This is a genomic window from Polyangium fumosum, from assembly GCF_005144585.1.
Classification (GTDB): domain Bacteria; phylum Myxococcota_A; class Polyangia; order Polyangiales; family Polyangiaceae; genus Polyangium; species Polyangium fumosum.
In genome coordinates this window covers 143,101-166,393 of sequence record NZ_SSMQ01000002.1, presented here as the reverse complement: position 1 = coordinate 166,393, position 23,293 = coordinate 143,101, and the positions used below count along the sequence as shown (strand labels likewise).

The following is a 23,293-nucleotide window of genomic DNA, read 5'->3' as shown; positions in this document are numbered from 1 at the left end:
GGACGCCCTCACCACCTTTCGATGCGCCACCCGCGCTGCCGGGCGAGGCGCTCGAGCCTCGGATCGGGGTTCACGGCGATCGGCGCGGCCACCCGTTCGAGCAAAGGTACGTCGGTGACGCTGTCCGAATAAAACGTCGATTCTTCGAGGGCGAACCCGAGCCTCGCAGCGAGCGCCTCCGCGCGCCGGACCTTTCCCACGCCGAGGCAAAGCGGCCGCTCCGCCCGACCCGTGAAATGGCCACGCGCGTCGATTTCGAGCTCCGTCCCCACGACGTGCTCGATCTCCAACCGCTCGGCCAGCGGCCGCGCCGCGTACTTCGTCGCGCCCGTCACGATCGCGCAGACGTCGCCCGCCTCCTTGTGCCGCTTCACCGCGCGCCGCCCCGCGTCGGCGACGTGGCGCTCCACGTATTTGCCGAACCAGTCCTCGCAACGCGTGACGAGCGTGCTCTCGGGCGTGCCGGAGAGCGGCGCGAGCGCCTTCTCCGCGATGCCCTCCGCGTCGAGCAGCCCGAGCGTGTATTGTCCGACCCAGTAAAACGTCTTCAAAAGGTCGAACGTCGACGCCTCGCCGATGTCCCGCAGATACCGCACGTACAGGCTCGCGGTCTCCTTGCGCACGAGCGTGCGGTCCATGTCGAAGAGCGCCGCGCGGGGCTTCGACGCGCTCATCGCGAGAACCCGTAGCCGCGCTGGAGCGTCGCGGAGAAGATGTTGCAGAGCGCGTGGAACACGACGCCCGCGCCGACGCCGCCCGTCCGCGCGCGCAGCCAGCCGAAGACGAGCGACGGGAAAAACACCGCGAGCCGATCCACGCTCGGCACGGTCAAGAAATGCCCAATCGCGAAGATGGCCGACGAGACCAGCACGCCCGGGCCGAGATCGGCGCCGAACACACGCCACCGGGGCGTCCACGCGGCGTCGAGCCGGGTCTGGAGGTATCCCCGGAAAAAGGCCTCCTCGGGGAGCGCCACGGCCAGGAAATGCCCGGAGATTTCGTTCCACGGCGACACGATGCCCCGGAGCACGAAGGGCATCTTCACGCGCCAGAAGAGTTTGAAGCCGATCCAGAACGGCGGAAAGATGATCGCCGCGAGGAGCAGCACCCAGAGCGAGGCCACGGCCGCGTCGCGCAGCAGGCGGCGCCGATCGAGCGGCAGCGGTTCGAGCAGGCCGCCGAGCGAGAGGCCGTGCGCGCGGATCACGTGCTCGTCCGCGCGGAGGACGAGCCACCACGTGACCGCGAGGAACGCGAGCCCGACGGCCGTCCCCGCGTGATCTTTGGGCGCGAGGTAGGAGAGCGCGGTCACGAGGATCGTCGTGGCGAGCGCGACGAGCAGCGGGCGGCGCGCGTTTGGCGCTTCGGGGGCGGGCGTGAGGGGCGCGGCGGGCGCGGGGCTCTCGGCGCCGAGGCCCGGTGCGGGCGGCGGCTCGGGCGTTTCGAAGGGGGCGGGAGGATCCGGGAGCACGCGCGGGCGAGGATAGCCTCGTCTGGCCGGCGGCGCGAGCCCGTGGTCGTGGGGTGGTCCGGGAAGATCTTCGATTTTCTGGCCTTCCCGGGGACGGCGGGTAGAGTCGGTTCGTGGTGCTCGGTTCGCTTCTCCGCTCCCTGGCCCCGTCCTGCCTCGCGGCGCTCACGTTCGGCGCGGGCATGCTCTGCGCCCGCCCGGCGAGCGCGCTCTCCCCGTTCCTGGTGACGCCCGATGCCTCGGTGGTCGAGGCGAGCCCGGCGTATCGATACGCGAACATGACGGACGACGAGGCGTTCGCCGAGCTCGATCGCCGCAGCCTGCCGTACGTACGCGTCGAACCCGTGCCCGGCGTTCGCGCGCCGATCCGGCTCACGGGCCGGCTGCACGGGGTATCGATTCATTCGGCGCTGCCGGAGGAGCAGCGGCCGATGTCGGTGTTCGAGATCCTCGACGCGCGTCTGGCCCTCTCGCTCGACGATTTCACGGCGGTGCTCGAACGTCACGAGATCGACGAGCTCGTCCACTACACGATGTACCGGCCGAACGTGCCGCGCGAGATCCCAGCGCCCGTGGCGGTGAAGAAGGAAACGGCGAAGAAGGAAGCGCCCAAGAAGGAAACGGCGAAGAAAGAGGCGCCCAAGAAGGAAACGCCGAAAGCGGAGGCGCCGAAAGCGGAGGCGCCGAAGACGAACGCGAAGTTGCCTGCGGGGAATGCGGCGAAGGCGCCGGACCTCGGCAAGGGCGCGCTCGGGACCAAGCCTGCCCACGAGGGCGCGGCGAAGGGCACGAAACACAAGGCGCCGGCCGCGGTCCAGGCCAAGCCGCGCGAGGTGGTGACGGCGAGCGACAAGCCGAAATCCGCGCCGCGGCACGCCCCGAAGGCCGCTCCGCACCACGCGCCGGTGAAGGCCGAGGCAAAAGCCGAGGCGAAGGCGGCGCCGGGGAAGGCGGACGTGCAGGCAACACCGGCGAAGACCGAGGCGCACGCGGCGCCGGCGAAGACCGTGCCGCACCCGCGCTGGGCCCCGCCGGGCACGCGTCATCCCGCGGGGCTCGCGATCGACGTCGGCCGATTGCGCAAGAAGGACGGGACCTGGATCAGCGTCCTCGACCATTTCCACGGCAAGATCGGTGAAAAGACCTGCGGCGAGGGCGCGCGTAAGCCCGAGCAGCCCGTCGCGCAGGAGCTTCGCGCGATTGTGTGCGAATCCCAGGACGCGGGCCTCTTTACGTATGTGCTCTCGCCGAATTACAACACCGACCACGCCGACCATTTCCACATGGAGATCAAGCCCGGCGTGCGGTGGTTCCTCGTGCACTGACGAGCGCTAGAGCGCCGACCCGTTCGGCGCTCTGCGAGATCGCGCAGCGAGCTCGCCTCGGGGGGTGAATCGCCCGGGCTTTGCCTGGGCGAGAGGGGGACGCGAGGCGTCCCCCTCGGGACAAAAGAGCTAGAACATCGAGCGGTTGTCGAACCGCTCGATGTTCTAGCGGCAGCCTGTCGGAGGCTTCGCGCCAGGGATGCTCTTCGTCCAGGCGCAGAGGATCATCGAACGGATGTCATCGTCGCTCGGAATCACGCGTCGGACGCCGATCGACGCGGACGCGCCGCCGACGGAGACGCCCTGGCTCTGCTCCAGCGAGGCGAGGAACGCGCGCGTCGCGGCCTCGTGGCGGCCGGGGACGTGATGGTGGTAGACGCCTTCCTTGGGCGGCTTCATTTCCATTGCGAGCCCTGGCGAAGCGCGATCCCTACCGTCGGCTGATCCGTCGCTGCCGTGACCGAAGCCTGCGCTGGCAGGGCCATGAAATCGGCCGTCGCGAGCTCCTCGCCGAGTTTCTTCGCCGCCTCCGCGCCCACGTTCGCGGTGAGCGCTTCAGCCTTGTTTCCCACGAGTTTGTGGTACACGACGAGCCCATCCTCGTACACGACGATCGTGGGCACGTCCGAGCCGAGGACCATGAGCCATGGATTCCTCTCGCGCAGCACCACCAGCGGCTTGGGGTCGAGCTTGGCGAGTCCCTCGAATTCGACGAGCGGCGAGGCCGGCCCGAGCGGCTCGGCTTTGCGGGGAGCTTCGTTCGATGTCGATGTCGGCGCGGCCGAAACCGATTGGGTCAGCACGGCGGACGGCGCGCGCTCGGTTGGGGGCTTGGCGTCGCGACAGCCGCAGGCCAGGGAGATCAGCGCGGCGAGCGCCGTGGCGCGGCGAGGGGGGAGGGGCATGCCTTTTCTATCTACCGTCGCGGCCGACGGGTTCGCAAGGGGGAGGTTTATGGTTGCAGCAGCACCCCGTGTTCGAGGTCGATGGGCAGCTTGAGGGTGCCGGCGACGACCAGCTCGACGGGGGGGAGCGGGCCGTCCGAGAGGCGCGCGAACGGGAGATCGACCTGGAACATGAGCGAAGCGAACCCGACCGACACGAAAGGCGCGAGGTGCGCGCCGACGAATGCGGCCCGGTCCTTCGTCGCGCTCTCGAACGTGGTTCCGACCTCGGCGCCGAAGATCGTCGTATTGATCTGCGGGCCGAACGAGACCCGCAAGCGCTCGAAGCCCACCGTGCTCGCCTGAACGAAGCCCCCGTACCCGAGCCCCTTGCCGGACGGGCTCGCGTAATGCACGAACGTGGCCTCGCCGCCGAGGAGCCCCAGCACGGGCTGCTCGGGGCCGAACACGATGCCGCCCATCGGCCCGACCGTGAAGACGTTCCAGCCATCGGCGTGGCTCGGGGTCGTGGAGACGAGCAGGGCGAGTGCGACGGCGAGCGACGAGATCCTGCGGCGCATGAACGGAGGAGCGTGGTGGGGCGCCGGCGCCCTGTCAATTGAATCCAGCTTCGCGAATCGAGGTTTTCCCCCGCGGTAACAAGGCGACTGTCATGCGGCGGTGACAGGCGGCGTCACGAGCGCATTACGGTGTAACGGCGCCGTTTCAGTCGGTGCGCGCGTGCAGCCGAGCGGGGGGCGAGGGGGCTGATTCTCGCGGGGGCCCGGGTGCTGGCAAAGGTTTTGCATTCGACGTCCATCACGATGCGAGGGTGGCCGGACGCGCAAAGAGGCGCGTGAGCGCACCTCGCACTTCCCCTTGAAAGATGGAGTCTTGCCATGAAGGGTTTTCCCGTCCATAGCCTGTTTCTGGGTCTCGCCGTCGCGTTCGCGGGTGCTGGTTGCGTTTCCGAGCCGAGCGGCGTGGAGGAGGGCGTCGACCTCCCGCGCGACGAGGCGCTTGCCGCCCCGTCCGTGGAAGAGGCGCCCACCGACCTCGTGACCCTGCGCACGCCGAGCGGGAGCGAGGTTCGCTTCCTCCCCGTCGACATCGGAGAGGAGCACAGCGTGCTCGTGGTCGAGTCCGGCGACCCAGGGACACTCGTCCTGGAGCAACTCACCAAGCTCGCGGATGGCGTCGAGCTCGGCGCGCGCGATATCTGGAGGGCGCTGGCGGAGCCCGGCGTCGAGCTGCCCACGGCCCTCGACGGCAGGGGGCGTGCGCCGCGGCTCGATTTCGAGCAGGGCTGGGCGCGTTCGATCGTGAAGAACACAACGCAATCGCTGGTCACCTTCGCCTGCGACAACACCTCGTTCGTGGCGTCGACCCCCGGAGGTCTGCTCGCCGACGTGTTCACACGCCTCGATACGAACGACGAAGAGGATCCGAGCTTGTGGGGGAGCGATTGCTATGAGGCCGGTAGTAGTTGCTACTTCGACAATCGGCAGTACGCAGCCACCTGGCCCGGAATCAATAAGTGGCGTGGCAAGGCGTGCGGTTACCCCTTCAATCGGGTCGGGGAAGAGACGCACACAATCACCATCGGTGGTACGAGCTACACGATCCTGCCGAAGGTCTCTTTCCTGTACAAGACCGCGGGGGAGACCTGGGAGGAAGCACACCTCGCGGGCGGGGACTCCTACGCATTCCCGCTCAACACGGCCACCGAGCATGCGTGGTACTGGAATGGCGCGACCGGCAGCACGCTCGACTGGCGGCTCTCCATCCGCCAGGCGAAGGCCTGGGACCAGTTCGACCTGCTCATGTCCAGACCCTGACGGCGCATTGGCGAGCTCCAACGAAGCCTCGGCGCGGGAGCTACACGACCAGGACCAGACCTGATCCCGTCCGCCCAGACAGGGACCCTCTTCCGCCGCTCGACGTTGGCCCGAACTCGCGACCCCCTCCCCTGGATCTCCGTCCAGCGCGCCCCCCCGCAGACCTGAACATCCGTCAGCCCATTACGATTTTTCGTCCTTTCTACGCAACTGTCGACCCCTTCCTGTCGACATGATCGCGTGGGGGTCATGCTCGGACGAACCCCCCGGGAGGACGAACTCATGCTCACCGACGTCGCAGCGCTCTCGACTGATCCGCTCGTGGGGACCCGTTATCGTGTCGTTCGTTTGATCGGCGGCGGTTTGTCCGCCGACGTGTACGAGGCCACCGGCCCTTCCGGCGAGCTTCATGCCATCAAGGTGCTCCGCCACGAGATGCGGGACTCGCAGGAGGCCGCCGCGCGCCTCCTCCAGGAGGGGCGCCTGCTCGCCTCGCTCCGCCACCCGAACCTCGTCCCCCTGCGCGAGATGGGAATGACCCGGGACGGCCGTCCTTTCCTCGCCATGCCCCTCCTCCCCGGCGAGACGCTCCGCGAGACCCGGCTCCGCCAGGGCGCCCTCGCGCCTGCATTCGCCGCCTCCCTCGTCGCCGGCGCGCTCGATGGATTGCACGCCGCCCATCGGCACGGCGTCGTGCATCGCGACGTCAAACCGGGGAACATCTTCCTCGTCGCCGCGAATGCCGGGCCCCCGCGCCCCGCGATGCTCGATTTCGGCATTGCCAAGGTCTCCGGCGCCGCGGCCCGCCACACCACGGACCCCCAATTCATCCTCGGCACGCCTCGCTACATCGCCCCCGAGCAGATCCTCGACGGGCGCGTCGACGCCCGCACCGACGTGTATTCCATGGGCATCGTCCTTTTCGAATGCATCGCCGCGCGTGGCCCGTTCGACCTCCTCGCCGGATCCGATCTCCTCACCGTCATGCGCGCCCACCTCGGCCTCGCCCCGCGTCGCCTCGACGACGTCGCGAACGTCCCGCGCGCCTTCGCCTGCGTCGTCGCGCGCGCCCTCGAAAAGAAACCCGCGCGCCGGTATCCCACGGCGGCCGCCTTCGCCGCTGCGATCCGCGGCGCCGTCGCGCCCGAGGCGTTCTCCGGGGCCGAGCGGAGGGCGTCGTGACAAACGTTGCGCTTTGCACGGACGTTCATGCGCGGGCCACCGTACCCGGTGATGACACCGTCGAGGGCCTTCGCGTCCCCTCCACCAGATCCCCCGCGCGCGCGGAGCCTCTCCGCCGCGGCGAGCGCGCGCCCGGCACCCCGTGGATTGTCGTTCGCCCCCTCGGAAAGGGCGGCGTCGGCGAGGTCTTCGAGGTCGAGCACGTCCTGCTCGGGCGCCGCGCCGCCTTGAAAGTCCTCCTCCCCGCGAACGCCGAGCGCCACGGGCTCGCCGAGCGGATCGCCGACGAGGGGCGGATCCTCGCACGCGTACGTCATGACAACCTCGTCGAGGTCCTCGACCTCGGCCTGCTCTCGGACGATGGCCGCCCCTACCTCGTCCTCGAGCTCCTCGAAGGCCGTGATCTCCGGGCCGAGCTCGGCCGCATCGGTGTCCTCTCCGTGCCGACCACCCTCGCCATTGCGTCGCAAATCCTCCGCGGCCTCGGCGCGCTCCACCGCGCGGGCTTCGTGCACCGCGATATCAAGCTCGAAAACCTTTTCCTTTGCGACGACGGCAGCGCCAAGATCCTCGACCTCGGCGCCGCCCAGCCCGCCGCGGGCGGTGAGGGACCGGGCGCGCGGGGCGCCTCGCTCGGGACGCCGCGCACGATGGCGCCCGAGCAATTCGCGGGAAGACCCGTCGACGGGCGCGCCGATCTGTATGCCCTCGGCCTCGTCCTTTACGCGCTCGTTGCCGGTCGTGGCCCCTTCGACGACATCAAAGGCATCGACGCGCTCCGATTCGCACACCTCGACCGGACCCCCGCGCCGCCGTCGCGATTCGCCCCGCAGCCGATCCCCGCGGCGCTCGACGCCTGGATCCTCCGCGCCCTCGAAAAAGACCCCGACGACCGCTTCGCCTCGGCCGAGGCCATGGCCGCCGAGATCCCCGCGCTCGTCGCGCCCCTCTACGACCCCGCCGCGCGCGCCGCCGACGTCACCACGCCGTCGGTCGTCCACGTGGACGTCTCCCGCCCCGCGTCCCCGAGCGCCGCCGCGCCGCCGCGGGATCCGAGGGGCGGGGAAGCCACGCGTTGCATGGTCGTGTCCGCCCTGGCCATCGCTTCGCTCGCCGCCGGGCTCGCCGCGGGCAGGCTCCTCGGAGCCCCCTCTTCCTTCGGCGGTGCCGTGAACGATCCGATCGCGTCGCGATCGGTGTAAGGTCTTCGTGCACGCCTCCGTTTCCACCGGCGAACGGCGCGAGCCGTGGGGAGTAACGACGATGGACCTCATTCGACGTGGGTTTTTGGCTGTTTCGTTAGCGACGTTGTTTTCCTCCGCCATCGGCTGCGGCGGGGGCTCCTACACGGGCGGTGGCGCAAAGCCGCCGGCAGAGGCGGGGGGCGTCGAGGTCCAGACGACGGCCGCGAGGGAGGCTCCCGGGCAGTTCGGCAATGATTCGGCCGGCTTCCCCGCCGCGGACGAGGCCGCGCCCGCCGCGCCTCCGCTCCCGGCCGTGCAAGGCACCGCGACGCGCCCCGGCGGCGTGTTCGAGGCCGAGAAGAAGGCCGAGGTCTTGCAGCCCGAGCCCACGAACCGGCCCGGCCTCGGCACCGAGTGGGGCGAGACGCGCTCGTCGTCGATCACGACCGTGGCGTTCCAGCGCGCCGAACCCACGAGCCCGTTCTCGATGGCGAGCCTGTTCTACAACGACGAGGAAGGCGCACGCGCCATGGCGAACGCCGCCGGCTTCCGTCGCACCTCGGGCGGCGTCACCCCCGTCGCGGGCGGCGCGCTGCTCGTCGGCCTGCGCGACGAGAACGGCGCATTCCTGAACGGGTTCGTCGCGAGCGACAAGAACTACATCGTCGGCGAGGCGAGCCGCCGCTACACGATCGTCATCCGCAACCGCACGCCGAACCGGATCGAGTGCGTCGTGTCCGTCGATGGCCTCGACGTCATCGACGGCCGCGCCGCGGGCTTCTCGAAGCGCGGCTACCTCGTGCAGCCGCACGGCGAACTCGAGATCGACGGCTTCCGCCAGAGCGTCGACGCCGTCGCCGCCTTCCGCTTCGGCTCGGTGCGCGGCGCGTACGCGACCAAGAAGTCCGGCGGCGACTCGCGCAACGTCGGCGTCATCGGCTTCGCCTTCTTCCACGAGCGCGGGACGAATCCGTTCCCCTGGACGAACGACGAGGTCAACAAACGCCACGACGCCAATCCCTTCCCCGGCCAGTTCGCCACACCGCCGTGATCTGGACACCCTGATCTGGAATCCGGCCTGATCCTGGGCCCTGACGCACCGCGAGAATTTCCGACTACCCAACCCGCCGCGGCCGCGCTACCCCCCGGCCGTGGCGATCGATCTCAACCCCTCTCAGAAGCAGGCGGTCGAGCACGATCTCGGGCCGATGCTCGTACTCGCCGGGGCAGGCTCGGGCAAGACGCGCGTCGTCACCGAGCGTATCGGGCGGCTGCTCGGCAAGGGCGTCCCCGCGACCAGCATCCTCGCGATGACCTTCACGAACAAGGCCGCCGCCGAGATGCACGAGCGCGTCGCGAAGCTCGTCGGCCCGAAGGTCGCGAAGGACCTCAAGGTCTGCACCTTCCACCGCTTCGGCCTCGACACGCTCGGCCAGGAGACGCGCGCGCTCGGCTTCCGCGGCTCGAAGTTCGCCATCCTCGATCAGGCGGACCAGACGAGCGCGATCCGCGAGATCCTGCGCGAGCTGCGCACCACGAAGAACTACGACATCGGCGCGATCCTTGCGCGCATCTCGGCCGCGAAGAACGACTTCATCACGCCCGAGGAGTGGCTGGAGAAGCAACGCAAGAGCCGCGGCGTGGACGAGTACGACGAGATCAGCATGCTCGTCTACCCGAAGTACCTCGCCGCGCTGCGGACCTTCCAGGCGTTCGACTTCGACGATCTCATCTGCGAGCTCGTCCGCCTCTGGAGGAAGCGCGCCGACGTGCTCCAGAAGTACCAGATGCGCTACCGGTACCTGATCGTCGACGAGTACCAGGACACGAACCACGCGCAGCTCGAGCTCGTGCTCCAGCTCGCGGGCGCGCACCGCAACGTGGTGGTCGTCGGCGACGACGATCAGTCGATCTACGCGTGGCGCGGCGCCGACGTGAAGAACATCCTCTCGTTCGAGGACCATTTTCCGGGCGCGAAGGTCGTCAAGCTCGAGCACAACTATCGCTCGAAGAAGCCGATCCTCGACGTGGCGAACGCGATCCTCGCGCGGCAGGGGGGCAAAAGGCACCGCAAGGTCCTCGTGCCCACGCAGGGCGACGGGCCCATCGTGCAGGTCGTCGTCTGCGCCGATCCCGAGGTCGAGGCGAGCTTCGTCGCGAGCGAGTCGCAACAGCTCATCGAGAAGCACGGCGTGCGCCCCAAGGACATCGCGGTGCTCTACCGCTCGAACCTCCAGGCGCAGCCGATCGAGCAGGCCTTGAAGGAGCGGGGCATTCCGCTCCGCATGATCGGCGGCCAGCAGTTCTTCGAGCGCAAAGAGGTCAAGGACCTCATCGCGTACCTCAAGGTCGTGCTCTCGCCCGACGACGAGATGTCCCTGCGGCGCGTCGTGAACTATCCGGCGCGAGGCATTGGCGAAGTCGCATTCCACAAGATCACGGCGCATGCGACCGCGCAGGACATGAGCCTGTGGGCCGTGGTGCAGCGCGCGCACGCCGTGCGGGAGCTGCCGCCGGGGGCGCTCGAGGGGTGCCGGCAGTTCGTGCGGATCGTCGAGGGCGGGCGTCTCGCGTTCGAGCAAAAGCTGCCGAGCGCGGAGATCGCGGCGAAGCTCTGCGAGGCGATCGGCCTCAAGGCCGACATCATGGCGGCCTCGGCGAACCCGCAGGTCGCGGCGCGTCGCTGGGGCAACGTCGAGGGCCTGCTCAAGGTCTTCGCGCGGCGTGACGAGGCGGGCAAGGGCGATCGGGAGCACTTCGCCGAGTTTTTGCGCCTGCTCGCGCTGCGCATGGATGAGCAGGACGAAGAGGCGACGGACCGCGTCACGCTCACCACGATGCACGGCTCGAAGGGTTTGGAGTTCCCGTACGTCTTCTTGATCGGCGTCGAGGAGGGCTTTTGCCCGCATTCTCGCACGACGACCGAGCGCGCGACCGATTTCGTGCCCGGCGACCAGGACGGGGCGGTGAGCCTGGAAGAGGAGCGGCGCCTTTTCTACGTGGGCGTGACGCGCGCCCGGGAAAAACTCCACCTGTCGCGCTGCATGGCGCGCGGGCAGCGCGGCAAGCTCGTGCCGCGCACGCCGAGCCGATTCTTGCTGGAGCTTCCGAAGGAGCTCTACGAGGAGCGCGAGGAGACGGCGCCGATCGCGCCGGGCATCGAGAAGACGAAGGCCGGCGCCGCGAACCTCCTGGCGGCGCTGCAGGCGCTGCCGCCGGGCGAGCTGCCGATGATCCCGCGTGCGCGCCCGCGGTTCTGAAAAACGAACCTCCCCCAATTCCCTTTTCGCCGCGCCGCCCCGGGTGTAAGACCATTCCGGGAGGTCTTCGTCATGAAGTATGGCGCGATTTTTCTTGCACTTCTCGGGCTCGTCGCAATGGCCGAGGGCTGCGGCGACGACGGCGGGTCGGCCAATACCGGCGGCAACGCGGGATCGGGCGCTGGCGCGGCCGGGGGCGCGGGCGGCACCGGCGGCGCGGGCGGCGACGGGGGATTGGGCGGCGCGGGCGGCGCGGGCGGAGGGCAAGGCGGCGGGGGCGGCGCGAGCGTCTTTTTGAAGTGCGGCGACGCGCCTCCACCCGGCGCGGCCCTCGCGCCCGAGCCACCCAAGTATTCGGGCGGCGCGTGTCCCGCGCTCGTCTCCGGGCACAACCTCCTCAAGAGCGGCAACGCCGATCGGGACTTCCGCCTCGTCGTCCCCGCGGAGATCATGCCCGACGAGCGCCTCCCCGTGATCTTCCTCTGGCACTGGCTCGGCGGGAGTGCCGATGACTTTTACGAAAAGGGCCAGATCCAGACCGCCGTCGATCAGCAGCGCTTCATCGCCGTCATCCCCGAATCGAAGGACGACATCACCTTCAAATGGCCCTTCGACGCCACGCAGACCACGGCGCGCATGGAGGAGGAATTCGTCTTCTTCGACGACATGCTCGCCTGCGTGTCCGCGCAGTTCAGCGTCAACAAGGAGTGCGTCGCCAGCGCCGGCGTCAGCGCGGGCGCGCTCTGGACGAGCCAGCTCGCGGGCGGCCGTGGGCAATACCTCTCCTCGATCCTTTCGTTCTCCGGTGGCACGGGCGGCCTCATCAAGCCGTTCCCGAACCCCGAGCACCGCATGCCGGCGATCGTCCTCTGGGGCGGGCCCACCGACAATTGCTTCGGCGTCATGAACTTCGAGACCGCGTCGAAGGACCTCGAGCAGAACCTCGCCTCCCGCGGGCATTTTTTCCTCGAGTGCGTCCACAATTGCGGCCACGCCGAGCCGCCCATCGACGCCATGAACGGGCTCACGAGCTACGCGTCGATGTGGCAGTTCGTCCTCGACCACCCCTACTGGATCGGCGCCGGCGAATCGCCTTATGCCAAGGGTTTGCCCGACACCTTCCCCACCTGGTGCGACGTCGGCGCTGCGAGCGCCACGCCCCGCGAAGGAAGCTGCCCGAACGGCCCTGGCTGCTGAGCCCGCGTGGCCCCCGAGGCTGGTTTTTCCGGACAGCTTCGAGCAAATGCATTCGCCGTGACGTGCGACGTGCGCGGCGCATAGTAGGGGTCTGTACGAACGCTCCGTGACGTCACGGAACCGAATGCAGACGCAGCGAACACAACGGTCCACGTCGCTCGGCTTCGTCGTGGCCGTCCTGTCGACGGCCACGGTGATGGTCGTGCACGCGTCGCTCGAACGATGGCTCGGCGCGTGGCCCCCATGGTCCCTCTTTTCCCTCGCGGTTGTGCTTCCGGCTGTGCTCGGTGGTCTCGGGCCTGGCCTGCTCGCCACGGGTCTTTGTGGGTTGGCCGTGTTCCTGCGTTCGGCGGCCGCGCGCGACGGAGCGCTCGTTGCCCTCTTTTTTGCGTTCGGCCTCGCCATGAGCTGGATTGGCGAGCGCATGCGCCGCTTCGATCGCCGCTTCGGGGATTGCACCTCGCGGCTCGATCGGCTGCGCGCCCTCGAAGCGCGCGTGACCGCGGAGGTGGAGGTCCTGCGCGAAAGCGAGGGGCGATTCCGCGTCCTCGCGCAGGCCTCGTTCGATCCGCTGGTCCTCCACAGCGAGGGCGTGATCCTCGACGTCAACCAGGCCTTCACCGAGACCTTCGGGTATGGCCGCGAGGAGGTCCTTGGGACGCGGAAAGAGCTGCTCGCGCCGGAGGATTTTCAGCCTTTGCTCGCGGAGCGGCTGAGGAGCGGCGCCGAGACCAGCTACGAGGCTGTGCTCCAGCGCAAGGACGGCAGCCGATTCGTGGCCGAGCTTCGCGGCGGCAATGTTCATGTCAAAGGCCGCCCGGCGCGCGCGACGGTCATTCGCGACCTCACGCCGCGCCGCGCCGCCGAGAGCGTGGCGCGCTGGACCGACGAGCTGTTCCGGCAGCTCTACGATTGGATCCCCCTCGGGATGGCGCAGGCGGACGCCAAGGACGGGCGCTTGCTCCGGGTCAACGCCTGTTATTGCGAGATCACCGGGTATTCGGCGGCCGAGCTCCTCAGCAAGAGGTTCAGCGAGCTCACGCACCCCGACGATCGTGAAAAGGACGTGGCCGGGTATCGGGAGGCCGCGCGGGACGGGCGGGTGTATCGCACCGAAAAGCGGTACCTCCGCAAGGACGGCAGCATCGCCTGGGTGCGCGTGCACGCCTTCTTCTTGCGGGACGTTCGTGGGGAGATCTCCACGTCGACTGCGGTGATCGAGGACATCACGCAAAGGAAGCGTAGCGAGGAGGTGCTCCGCGAGACGCAACGCTCGACCGAGGAGGCGCTCGGCCTGCTCGACAACCTCTTCGCGTATGCGCCCCTCGGCATTGCGCTGGTCGACACGCAATGCAGGTTCGTGCGTGTCAACGAGAGCCTGGCGTCGATGAACGGTGCTTCGGTCGCCGAGCACCTCGGTCGCCGCGTCGCGGATCTCGTCCCCGACCTGTGGCCGCTGCTCGAGGATGCGTATCGCCGCGTGCTCGTGGGCGAACGGCTCCTCAACGTGCCCCTCATCGGCGAGACGCGCGCGTGTCCGGGCGAGGTCCGCCACTGGCTCTGCAACTATTATCCGGTGCGCGACCGACGGGCGGGCGAGATCGTGGGCATCGGCATCGTCGTCCAGGACGTCACCGATCAAGACCGCGCCGAGGAGGCCCTGCGCGAGGCCGATCGCCGCAAGGACGAATTTTTGGCCATGCTGGCGCACGAGCTCCGCAATCCGCTCGCGCCCATCAAGACGGCCGTGGAGATCCAGAAGCGGGTCGAGCTCGCCGAGCCGCGGCTTTTGCGGTCCCGCGACGTCATCGAGCGGCAGGTCGGCCACCTCGTGCGCCTCCTCGACGATTTGCTCGATGTCTCGCGCATTTCGCGCGGACGGATCACCTTGCGAAAAGAGACGCACGAGCTCGGCGAGATCATCGACCAGGCGATCGAATCGACGCGGCCGCTCATCGACGCCCGCAAGCACCATCTCGACCTCGCGCCTTGCCCCGAGCCGCTTCACGTGAATGTCGACGCGGCGCGGCTCACGCAGGTCGTGGCCAATTTGCTGAACAACGCGGCCAAGTACACCGACGACGGAGGCCGCATTCACCTCGGCATCGAAAGGGGACCTCGAAACGAAGCGCTCATCCGGATCAAGGACAACGGCCGTGGGATCGATCCGAAGGACTTGCCGCATGTATTCGACACATTTTACCAATCGACGCGCACCCTCGACCGCTCGGAGGGGGGGCTCGGAATCGGACTCTCTCTCGTTCGCCGCCTCGTCGAGCTGCACGGCGGGAGGGTCGAAGCCCATAGCGACGGGCTCGGAAAAGGCAGCGAGTTCGTCGTCCGTCTCGCGCTGGAGGAAGCTCCCATGACGGCCCCGCAACCCCCCGAAATCCCCGCGATGGGGCAGAGCCGCCGTGTCCTCGTCGTGGACGACAACATCGACGCGGCCGAGACGATGGCCGCGCTGCTCGAAACGCTCGGTCACGAGGTCTCCGTCGCGCACGACGGCGAGGCGGCCCTCGAAGCCGTGTCGAATGGCCACCCCGAGATCGTGCTCCTCGACATTGGCCTGCCGCGCATGGACGGTTATGAGGTCTGCAAGCGCCTGCGCGACGACGGGACCCTGCGCCCGTTCATCGTGGCCGTCACCGGCTACGGCCAGGCCGAGGACCGCGACCGCGCCCTCGAGGCCGGCTTCGACGCACACCTCGTCAAGCCCGCGAGCTTCGACGCCATCCAGGCCGTGCTCCGCGCCGCCTGAGCCCTCGCGGAAATCAGCCTGGATCCAGCCTCGGACAATATTCGTCCGAGCCAGTCCAAGTTCTCCACACCTGAACGCTTTCCGCGTGGTAGACGGACGAGCAGGCTCCTTTGCGCGAGCCACCCCTCGCATGTCCAGCGGCAAGCGTCACACGCCTCCTTCGGATCCAGCCTTTGGCCCCGCCAAACGTGTGTCCGAGCTCGTCTCGGGCGGCGACCCGGAGGCGCAGAAGGCGCTCGCCGACCGGCACCTCGCGCGCGCGCGGAAGCCTCGGTCCGTCAAGGCCATGCCCGCCGTGCGTCCGACCGAGCGGGGCTCCGGGACCTACCTGCGCCCCGTCCCGACGCGCTCGCGGGTCCTCAACGCCTTTCTGCACGAGGCTGGCGTGGCGGGGCTGCTCCCGCCGGACGTGACCGTGCTCGACGAGCAGGCGCTCGCCCCGCGCCTCGTCGAGCTCGCCCGCAAGTACTTCGCGCCCATGCTCGCCGCGGCCGGCAATGTCGAGGGTGCGCTGCGGATCGCCGCGGAGCTGCCCGCGGTCACGGGCGAGCGGGGCGCGCGCCTGGTCGTGCGTCGCGCCCTCTCCGCGCCGGGTCCGGTCGGGGCCTGCGCCCGGGATTACGAGGAGCACCGACGCAAGCTGGGGGCGCCCGAGCAGGACGACCTCGAAGGCCAGGCGATCCTCGCCGCGTTCGCGGGCCGCATCGTGGCGCAGGCCGAGCGGCTCCTCGGCCCGCACGTGCGCGACGAGGTGCAGGCCACGCTGCGCAGCCTCGCGCCTGCGCGCGCCGAGGGCAGGCCTGCGCGCAAGCCTTCGGTGCGCATGCCGGCGGCCGCGGGGCAGGGCGCGCCGGCCGACAAGAAGCGCAACCTCGGCTGAGGAGCGGCCTCCCCCATGGTACAAGGGGGGCTCGATGGATCAGCGCGAGATCAGGTTTCCTTGCGACGACGGTTTCTCGATGCGGGGCATCCTCACGCTGCCGGACCGGCCGGAGCCGCGGCCTGGGCTTTTGCTCATCTATGAGGTTTTCGGCCTCAACGAGGAGATGAAGCGCGTCGCGCGGGAGTTCGCCGAGGCGGGGTATGTCGTGCTCATCCCGGACCTCTTTCACCGCGGCCCGAAGCTCTTATGCGTGGCGGGCGCGATTCGCTCGATCATCAAGCAACGCGGCCGGCCGATCGACGACCTCGACGCGGCGAGGCGGTATCTCGCGTCGCGTCCCGAGGTCGACGGGAACCGGCTCGGCGTGGTCGGCTTTTGCATGGGCGGCGGCTTCGCGGTCGTGCTCGCGATGCGCGGCCATTACAAGGTCGCTGCACCTTTTTATGGCGAGATCCCCGAGGATCTGCCGAGCGCCTGCCCGACGGTGGCGAGCTTCGGCGGCCTCGACAAGCCTTTGCGAGACGCGCCCGAGCGCTTGCGGCGGAACCTCGCGCGGCTCGGCGTCCCTTCGGACATCAAGGTCTACGAGGACGCGGGGCATTCGTTTTTCACGCGCACCGAGGGTGCAATTCTCCAGAAGATCGGCCCGCTCCTGCCGATGCACGCCGGCTACCACGAGCCCTCCGCGCTCGACGCCAAGGATCGCGTCCTCGCGTTCTTCCAGGAGCATCTCGACCGTGTCGTGGAACGTAGCACCATGTAGCAGCCTGCTTTTTCCGAATTCTGGATGCGGTTTTTCCGTCCCCGGTTTATGTTCGGCCGCATGAATCCGAAGCTTGAGGTGGGCGGCATCGACATCGAGTGGCGTGAGGAGGACGGGCTTTGCTTATGGGCGGGCGCGCCGGTGATGACGGCGTGGATCGAGAGCACCATGGCGGGGCTGCTCACGACGGTGCAGAGAATGGTCGGGGCCGAGCGGTTCGAGCTCGCGATGCAGCAGGGGGGGCGCGACAGCATCGACGGGGATTGGCGCATGATTGCCTCGGCGTCGACGTTCGAGGAGGGATTCGAAAGGCTCATCCGCGTCGCGGCGGCGGCGGGCTGGGGGCGCTGGCAGCTCGTCTCGGTCGACCTCGTCGCGCGCGAGGCGCGGGTGCGGGTCTACAACAACTGGGAATCGGTCGCGCAGCGCGCGCTCGGGGTCTCCTGGGGGGCGTCGTTCGTCGCGGGCAAGCTCTCGGGGATTTTTCAGCGCCATTTCGGGGTCCCGACCTGCTGGGCCGAGCAGACGTTGTTCGCGGCGGAGGGCGACGCCTTCGATGAATTCGTCATTCGACCCTCGGACCGGAGCCTCGAAGCGCGGCTCGACGCGCTCTTTCAATCGGATCAGGTCACGAAGGCGGACCTCGCGGTGGCGCTCGAGCGCGTGCGCCGGGAGGTCGAGGAGCGCACCCAGGCCGAGCACGCGCTGCGCGAAAAGCTCGACCTCATCGCGCAGCAGGAGGAGGCGATCCGGGCGCTCTCGACCCCGATCATCGAGGTATGGGACGGCGTGCTCACGCTCCCGCTCTTCGGCGCGGTCGATACGAGGCGCGCGGCCGAGATGATGGAGCGGCTGCTCGACGCGATCACCCACAAAGGCGCGCGGGTCGCGATCATCGATTTGACCGGCGTCGACGCGATCGACGCGGAGACGGCCGATCACATCGGAAAACTCGTGCGCGCGGCGGAGCTCGTCGGCGCGAAGTGCACCATCACGGGCATTCGCCCCGCGGTCGCGCAGACGATGGTCGAAATCGGGATCGATCTCACGAAAATCGCCACCCTGTCCACGTTGCGGGAGGCATTGCGCCGTTGCATGCGCCCGTCGGATCTTCGAACGCAGAAGAACTCCTGACCACGCGGAATCCGCGTGAGCGCCCGCGCCTCGCTCTAGCGACGACGCGGGCGCGCCGTTTTCCAGGTACACGGTCATGATTGCGCGTGGAAACGGCGTCAGGCTGTTGTCGCTCATGGGGTGCGCGGCAGGGCGCTACGCTATGGCTGCACCCTTTATTTCGCTGGCTTGATCGCGGCGCCGGCGATACGCTCCCTCGTCATTGCGAGGTGGGGCCGAACGATGGGCGACAAGGTGCGTATCGGGGGGATCGACGTCGAGTGGGACGCCGAGAAAGGTGTGTGCACCTGGGGCGGCTCTCCCGCTGTGACGATGTGGACCGAGTCGTCCGTCGCAGGCCTTTTGTCCGGTTTTCACCGGATGGTCGGCACCGAGCGATTCCGGCTCGCGCTCCACGGCGGCGGGCGCGACAGCACGGACGGAGATTGGGCCCTCATTTGTTCGCAGCCCACATTCGAGGAGGGCTTTGCGGCGCTCGCGGCGGTCGCGGCGGCGGCGGGCTGGGGGCGCTGGGAGCTCGTCTCCGTCGACGCGAAAGCCCACGAGGCACATGTCCGGGTCCACAATAGCTGGGAATCCATGGCGCAGCGCGCGATCGAGGCCCATTGGGGCTCCGCCTACGTGGGAGGCAAGTTCGCCGGGATATTTCAGCGCTATTTCAGCGTGCCGTCGTGCTGGGCCGAGCAGACGGCTTTTGCGGCCCGGGGCGACGCGTACGACGAGTTCGTCGTGCGACCTTCGGAAAGGAGCCTCGAAGATCGGCTCGACGCGCTCTTTGAATCGGACCAGGCCACGAAGGCGGACCTCGCGGTGGCGCTCGAACGCGTGCGCAAGGAGGTCGACGAGCGCGCCGCGGCCGAGCGCGAGCTGCGCGAAAAACTCGAGCTCATCGCGCGGCAAGAAGAGGCGATCCGGGCGCTCTCGACGCCGATCATCGAGGTATGGGACGGCGTGCTTTCGCTCCCGCTCATGGGCGTGGTCGACAGCCAGCGCGCCGCCGAGATGATGGAGCGGCTGCTCCACACGATCACGCAAAAGGGCGCGACGTACGCGATCATCGACCTCACGGGCGTCGACATCGTGGATACCGCGACGGCCGACCACATCGGCAAGCTCGTGCGCGCGACCGAGCTGCTCGGCGCGAAGTGCATCATCACGGGCATTCGCCCCGCGGTCGCGCAGACGATGGTGCAGATCGGGATCGATCTCACGAAAATCATCACGCTCGCGACGCTGCGCGAGGCGCTCCGGCGCTGCATGCGTTCGACCGAGAGGGGCCGCAAGTAAGGGCCCGCGTCGAGCTACGCCCCAAACCCCCTGCCGACGTTGGGGCTACGCTCGGACGAGCCGAGCTACGCCCCAAACCCCATCGCGCGTTCGCCCATCCTCCCGCATACTCCCGCCGAGGAGGCCCCGCGATGACCACGTTCGACTTCGATCTCTTCACCATCGGCGCAGGCTCGGGCGGCGTGGCGGGGAGCCGCAGATCGGCGTCGTACGGCGCACGCGTGGCGATCTGCGAGGCGCGCCGCGTGGGCGGCACCTGCGTCCTGCGCGGCTGCGTGCCGAAGAAGCTGCTCGTCTACGGCGCGCACGTGGCCGAGGAGCTCGAAGACGCGCGTGGCTTCGGCTGGACGTTCGGCGAGGCGAAGCTCGACTGGGCGAAGCTCGTCGAGGCGAAGGAGCGCGAGCTCGATCGGCTGAACGGCATCTACGTGCGCATGCTGCGCGACGCGGGCGTTACGACGATCGAGGGGCATGCGCGGGTCGTGGATCCCCACACGGTCGAGGTCGCGGGCAAGCGCTACACGGCGCGGCACCTGCTCCTCGCGACGGGCAGCCGGCCCGTGCGGCCCGACATCCCGGGCAAGGAGCTCGGCATCTCCTCGGACGAGGCGCTCGATCTGCCGTACGTGCCGCGCCGCGCGCTCGTCGTGGGCGGCGGCTACATCGGCGTGGAGTTCGCCGGCATCTGGCGCGCCGCGGGCGCGGAGGTGACGCTCGCCCTGCGCGGCGACAACGTGCTGCGCGGCTTCGATCAAGACGTGCGCGAGTCCGTGGCCGAAGGCATGCAGAAGCGCGGCATCCGGATCCTGCGCGAGACGATCCTCCGGAGCGTGGCGAAGGACGGCGACAGCCTGTCCGTGCGCCTCGCAGGCGGCGAGATCCTGGAGACGGACGTGGTCCTGTTCGCGACGGGGCGCGCGCCGAACACGGACGGGCTCGGGCTGGAGGAGGTCGGCGTGGCCCTCGACGAGGTGCGGGCGATCAAGGTCGACGGATACTCGCGGACGAGCGTGCAGAACATCTTCGCGGTCGGGGACGTGACGGATCGGATCAACCTCACGCCGGTGGCCATCGCGGAGGCGCGCGCCGTGGCGGAGACGCTTTTCCGGGACCGCCCGACCGCCATGAACCACGAGGACGTGCCGAGCGCGGTATTCTCGCAGCCGCCGGCGGCCACGGTGGGCCTGCCGGAGCACGAGGCGCGGCGGCGGTATGGCAAGGTCGACGTCTACCGCGCGCGCTTCCGGCCGATGAAGCACACGCTCTCGGGGCGGGATGAGCGCACGATGATGAAGCTCATCGTGGACCGGGCGACGCAGAAGGTGGTGGGCGCGCACATGGTCGGCGCGGACGCGCCGGAGATCATCCAAGGCGTGGCCATTGCGATCCAATGCGGCGCGACGAAGGCGCAATTCGACGCGACGGTCGGCATTCACCCGACGGCCGCGGAGGAGTTCGTCACGATGCGCGACCCGATCCCGGATCCGGGGCCGATGTCGGGCGATTGAGCCTACCCCTGTTGGGATCCGTCGGATGGCTTCGGTCGAGGCGTATTCGCATGCAACGGGGGCGGTCTCCGCGAGCGGATGACGAGGCGCAGGCGAGAGGGGCAGGGGCCACGTGCTGCGCCTGATGAGGACTGCCTCGGGGCATAGGACGGCGGTTCTTGAGGAAGACCGGGAGGGGCTACGACCCGGAGGCGACTGCGTTCGGGCTGCCACGGGTCAGCCGCAAGGGGTCGCCTCGCCCCCTTGTCGCTGATGCGGGTCACCAGCGAGGGGTGGGTGGGAGGTGTTGCGGGCGACAGGGGGCAGGGCTTCGTGGGAGGACGCTGCCCCTGCGGGTGACCCGGATCCACTCGTGCAGCGGCGGGACGTCGCTTCGAGTTGAATTCGCGGGGTAGACCGCTCAGCGCGACGCGAAAAACGCCGCCGCGGCCACGGCCACGATCGCAATGACGGCGAGCGTGTAATTGATGGCGCTCGGCTTCTTTTCGGCGGCGCGCCGCGCGAGCTCGTCGGCCCGCGCCTTTTTCTTCTTCTTGCGCACCGCGCTCGCAGGCGCTGCTTCAGCCACCTTCGCCGGCTCTGTATTGGCGCTCGATTGCTCCGGGGGGCGCGTCGAGACCGAGGGCGGCGGCGGCGTGATCTTCCTCGAACGAACGGCCGCTTCTTCGACGGGCTCGCTCGAAATCGAAAGCGCGTCCAGCGCCTCGATCGCCGCGGCCGCATTCTGGAATCGCTCGTACGGGTCCTTTTCGAGCAGCCTGCCCACGAGCGGCTCGAGTTCGGCGGGAATCGTCACGTCCGGCGCGCGCACGGAAAAACGCGGCGGCGGGGTCGTGCGGTGATGCGAAAACATCTCGACCGGATCGGTCGAATCGAACGGGTGTTTGCCCGTCAGCATCTCGTACATCATCACGCCGAGCGCATAGAGGTCCGCGCGCTCGTCGACCGCGTCCATGCCGTGCGCCGCCTCGGGCGCGAGGTAGTTGATCGTCCCGAAGATCACGCCGACGCCGGTGAGGCGTGACGGCGGCCGGCCCTCCTTGGGCACCGTGAGCGGGAGCTTGCCGACGGAGACCTTCGCGAAGCCGAAATCGATGAGCTTCGCCACGAAGCCAGATTCGAGCATCACGTTTCGCGGCTTCAGGTCGCGGTGCACGATGCCGAGCTCGTGCGCGGCTTGCAGGCCGAGCAGGATCTGCCGCGCGACGTGCACGACGGTGCGCGGCTTCATCGGTCCCTCGCGGATCACCTCGGCGAGGTTCTTCCCCTCGACGTACTCGAGGATCAGGAAGTACGAGCCGTCGTCGAGCTTCCCGAAGTCCGTCGCGTGGGCGATGTTCGGGTTGTCGATGTGCGCGCCGACGAGGGCTTCACGCTCGAAGCGCGCCACGATCTCGGGGTTGTCGTCGCTCTCGGGGTGCAGGATCTTCACGGCGATGCGCTTGTGCATGAGCACGTGCTCGCCGAGGTAGACAGCGCCCATGCCGCCCATCGCCAGGAGGTCGATGATCCGGTAGCGCTCCGAGATCGTCTGGCCAATCAGGTCCCGCGCGCGTTCGAGCGCTTTTTGGTGGGCCTCCTCGTTGGCCTGGTCGACGTCGGCCGGTTGTTCGGCCTCGGCCTCGTCGTCGATCTCGATGGACTGCGCGCTCTCGTGGGTAGGCGACATGCAGGGCTAGCCGGGTAGGCGGAAGGTTTGTCGCACCCGATCGGCGCTCGGGCCTTTGCCGTTCATCATCACGCGGATGAGGTCGTTCCACAACGTGGGGATGTACGCGTACCGCTGGTTGGGATCGGCCGCGAGCGCGCGCGCGGCCCACGCGTCGATCTCGGGGGCGAGGTCGGGCCGTAGCGGGGAGAGCTCGGGGCGCGGCGCGGTCGTCACGGCGAGGGCGAGATCCGCGAGGGTGTCGCCCTGGAACGGCGTCCGGCCGGCGAGCGCGCGGAAGACGACGGCGCCGAAGGCATAGACGTCGGCGCGATGATCGAGCGGCTCGCCGCGAAAGGCCTCGGGCGCGACGTAGCTCGGCGAGCCGCCTGGGGTGTTCTCGGCCATGAGCGCCTCGAAGCCGAGGACCTGGGCGAGGCCGAAGTCCAGGATGCGCACGCCGCCGCCCTGCTCGGGCGAGATGAGGAAGAGGTTCGCGGGTTTGACGTCGCGGTGGATGATGCCTTGTGCGTGCGCGGTGTGGAGCGCGCGCGCGATCGGGTCGAGGAGCGTGAGCAGGTTATAGGAGCTCAAACGATCGCCGAAGAGCTCCAGGTCCGCGAGGTGCGCCTCGAAGCTCTCGCCTTCGAGCAGCTCCGTGACCAGGAACAAGGCGCCGTCGGGGTCGGTGCCGAAGGCGTGGACGCGCACGACGCTCGTGCCCCAGAGCGACGCGAGGGATTGGGCTTCGCGGAAGAGGCGCGCGGGGAGCTGCGGGTCGTCCTGGGCCTGCGTGCGCAGCCGTTTGACGGCGACCTCGGTGCCGGTTTGCAGGTCGTTCGCCCTGTACACGACGCCATGACGCCCGCGTCCGAGCTCCTCCCCGAGCTGGTAGCGGCCCTCGAGCGTCTCGCCTTCCATAGGTTCCCCGGGGAGCAATCTACCTGGTCCCTCCCACGGAAGGCATC

The 23,293-nt window shown here is 68.9% G+C and carries 20 protein-coding genes; 13 read left to right on the top strand and 7 right to left on the bottom strand.

The genetic code is table 11. From position 1 onward, the window contains the following. Positions 1-8: 8 nt before the first annotated feature. Both E8A74_RS02665 and mrtC read right to left on the bottom strand, forming a co-directional pair. Positions 9-674 (bottom strand): HAD family hydrolase, encoded by a 666-nt coding sequence (locus tag E8A74_RS02665; RefSeq protein WP_136927307.1) that lies wholly within the window; start codon positions 672-674, stop codon positions 9-11. Then, positions 671-1,471: a myxosortase MrtC gene (gene mrtC, locus E8A74_RS02660; protein ID WP_136927306.1), complete on the bottom strand. Its 801-nt coding sequence runs from the start codon at positions 1,469-1,471 to the stop codon at positions 671-673. The genes E8A74_RS02665 and mrtC overlap by 4 nt, the downstream gene beginning before the upstream one ends. Positions 1,472-1,587: 116 nt before the next feature. On the opposite strand from mrtC, the gene E8A74_RS02655 reads away from it, so the two are divergent. Next, positions 1,588-2,796 (top strand): extensin family protein, encoded by a 1,209-nt coding sequence (locus tag E8A74_RS02655; RefSeq protein WP_136927305.1) that lies wholly within the window; start codon positions 1,588-1,590, stop codon positions 2,794-2,796. Positions 2,797-2,961: 165 nt separating this feature from the next. Here E8A74_RS02655 and E8A74_RS02650 read toward each other — a convergent pair whose 3' ends face one another. From E8A74_RS02650 to E8A74_RS02640, 3 genes are read right to left on the bottom strand one after another with little or no spacing between them, the layout of a single operon-like run. Then, positions 2,962-3,195 (bottom strand): hypothetical protein, encoded by a 234-nt coding sequence (locus E8A74_RS02650; RefSeq protein WP_136927304.1) that lies wholly within the window; start codon positions 3,193-3,195, stop codon positions 2,962-2,964. Further along, positions 3,192-3,701, bottom strand: a complete 510-nt coding sequence (locus tag E8A74_RS02645) for a hypothetical protein (protein ID WP_136927303.1) — start codon at positions 3,699-3,701, stop codon at positions 3,192-3,194. The genes E8A74_RS02650 and E8A74_RS02645 overlap by 4 nt, the downstream gene beginning before the upstream one ends. A gap of 47 nt (positions 3,702-3,748) precedes the next feature. After that, the gene (locus tag E8A74_RS02640) at positions 3,749-4,261 is read right to left on the bottom strand and encodes a hypothetical protein (RefSeq protein ID WP_136927302.1); all 513 of its coding nucleotides are present in this window, start codon (positions 4,259-4,261) and stop codon (positions 3,749-3,751) included. A gap of 318 nt (positions 4,262-4,579) precedes the next feature. On the opposite strand from E8A74_RS02640, the gene E8A74_RS02635 reads away from it, so the two are divergent. The 12 genes from E8A74_RS02635 (at position 4,580) to gor (ending at position 20,677) form a co-directional block, all read left to right on the top strand. Next, positions 4,580-5,518 carry a hypothetical protein gene (locus E8A74_RS02635; RefSeq protein WP_136927301.1) on the top strand — a complete coding sequence of 313 codons (939 nt, stop codon included), beginning with the start codon at positions 4,580-4,582 and terminating at the stop codon, positions 5,516-5,518. 282 nt (positions 5,519-5,800) lie between these two features. Then, on the top strand, positions 5,801-6,700 hold the full coding sequence (locus tag E8A74_RS02630; protein ID WP_170228800.1) for a serine/threonine-protein kinase: 900 nt from the start codon (positions 5,801-5,803) through the stop codon (positions 6,698-6,700). After that, complete coding sequence (locus E8A74_RS02625) at positions 6,697-7,902, top strand: serine/threonine-protein kinase (RefSeq protein ID WP_170228799.1); 1,206 nt, start codon at positions 6,697-6,699, stop codon at positions 7,900-7,902. Before E8A74_RS02630 ends, E8A74_RS02625 begins: the two co-directional genes overlap by 4 nt. A 61-nt stretch (positions 7,903-7,963) precedes the next feature. Next, on the top strand, positions 7,964-8,935 hold the full coding sequence (locus E8A74_RS02620) for a hypothetical protein (RefSeq protein ID WP_232379340.1): 972 nt from the start codon (positions 7,964-7,966) through the stop codon (positions 8,933-8,935). Positions 8,936-9,035: 100 nt separating this feature from the next. Further along, complete coding sequence (locus E8A74_RS02615; RefSeq protein ID WP_232379339.1) at positions 9,036-11,144, top strand: ATP-dependent helicase; 2,109 nt, start codon at positions 9,036-9,038, stop codon at positions 11,142-11,144. A gap of 72 nt (positions 11,145-11,216) precedes the next feature. Continuing rightward, positions 11,217-12,341 carry an alpha/beta hydrolase family protein gene (locus E8A74_RS53755; protein ID WP_211365271.1) on the top strand — a complete coding sequence of 375 codons (1,125 nt, stop codon included), beginning with the start codon at positions 11,217-11,219 and terminating at the stop codon, positions 12,339-12,341. Positions 12,342-12,447: 106 nt separating this feature from the next. After that, positions 12,448-15,102, top strand: a complete 2,655-nt coding sequence (locus E8A74_RS02605; protein WP_136927297.1) for a hybrid sensor histidine kinase/response regulator — start codon at positions 12,448-12,450, stop codon at positions 15,100-15,102. A 130-nt stretch (positions 15,103-15,232) separates the two neighbouring features. Beyond that, entirely contained in the window at positions 15,233-15,982 is a 750-nt protein-coding gene (locus tag E8A74_RS02600; protein WP_136927296.1) for a hypothetical protein, read from the top strand. 34 nt (positions 15,983-16,016) lie between these two features. Further along, entirely contained in the window at positions 16,017-16,748 is a 732-nt protein-coding gene (locus E8A74_RS02595; RefSeq protein ID WP_136927295.1) for a dienelactone hydrolase family protein, read from the top strand. 60 nt (positions 16,749-16,808) lie between these two features. After that, entirely contained in the window at positions 16,809-17,882 is a 1,074-nt protein-coding gene (locus tag E8A74_RS02590) for an STAS domain-containing protein (RefSeq protein WP_232379338.1), read from the top strand. A 222-nt stretch (positions 17,883-18,104) separates the two neighbouring features. Continuing rightward, complete coding sequence (locus E8A74_RS02585) at positions 18,105-19,169, top strand: STAS domain-containing protein (protein WP_136927294.1); 1,065 nt, start codon at positions 18,105-18,107, stop codon at positions 19,167-19,169. Between the two features lie 131 nt (positions 19,170-19,300). Next, positions 19,301-20,677: a glutathione-disulfide reductase gene (gene gor / locus E8A74_RS02580; RefSeq protein WP_136927293.1), complete on the top strand. Its 1,377-nt coding sequence runs from the start codon at positions 19,301-19,303 to the stop codon at positions 20,675-20,677. Between the two features lie 400 nt (positions 20,678-21,077). Here gor and E8A74_RS02575 read toward each other — a convergent pair whose 3' ends face one another. Then, positions 21,078-22,346, bottom strand: coding sequence for a serine/threonine-protein kinase (locus E8A74_RS02575; protein WP_136927292.1), 1,269 nt, complete (start codon positions 22,344-22,346; stop codon positions 21,078-21,080). 6 nt (positions 22,347-22,352) lie between these two features. Beyond that, entirely contained in the window at positions 22,353-23,246 is an 894-nt protein-coding gene (locus E8A74_RS02570; protein WP_136927291.1) for a serine/threonine-protein kinase, read from the bottom strand. Positions 23,247-23,293 lie beyond the last annotated feature (47 nt).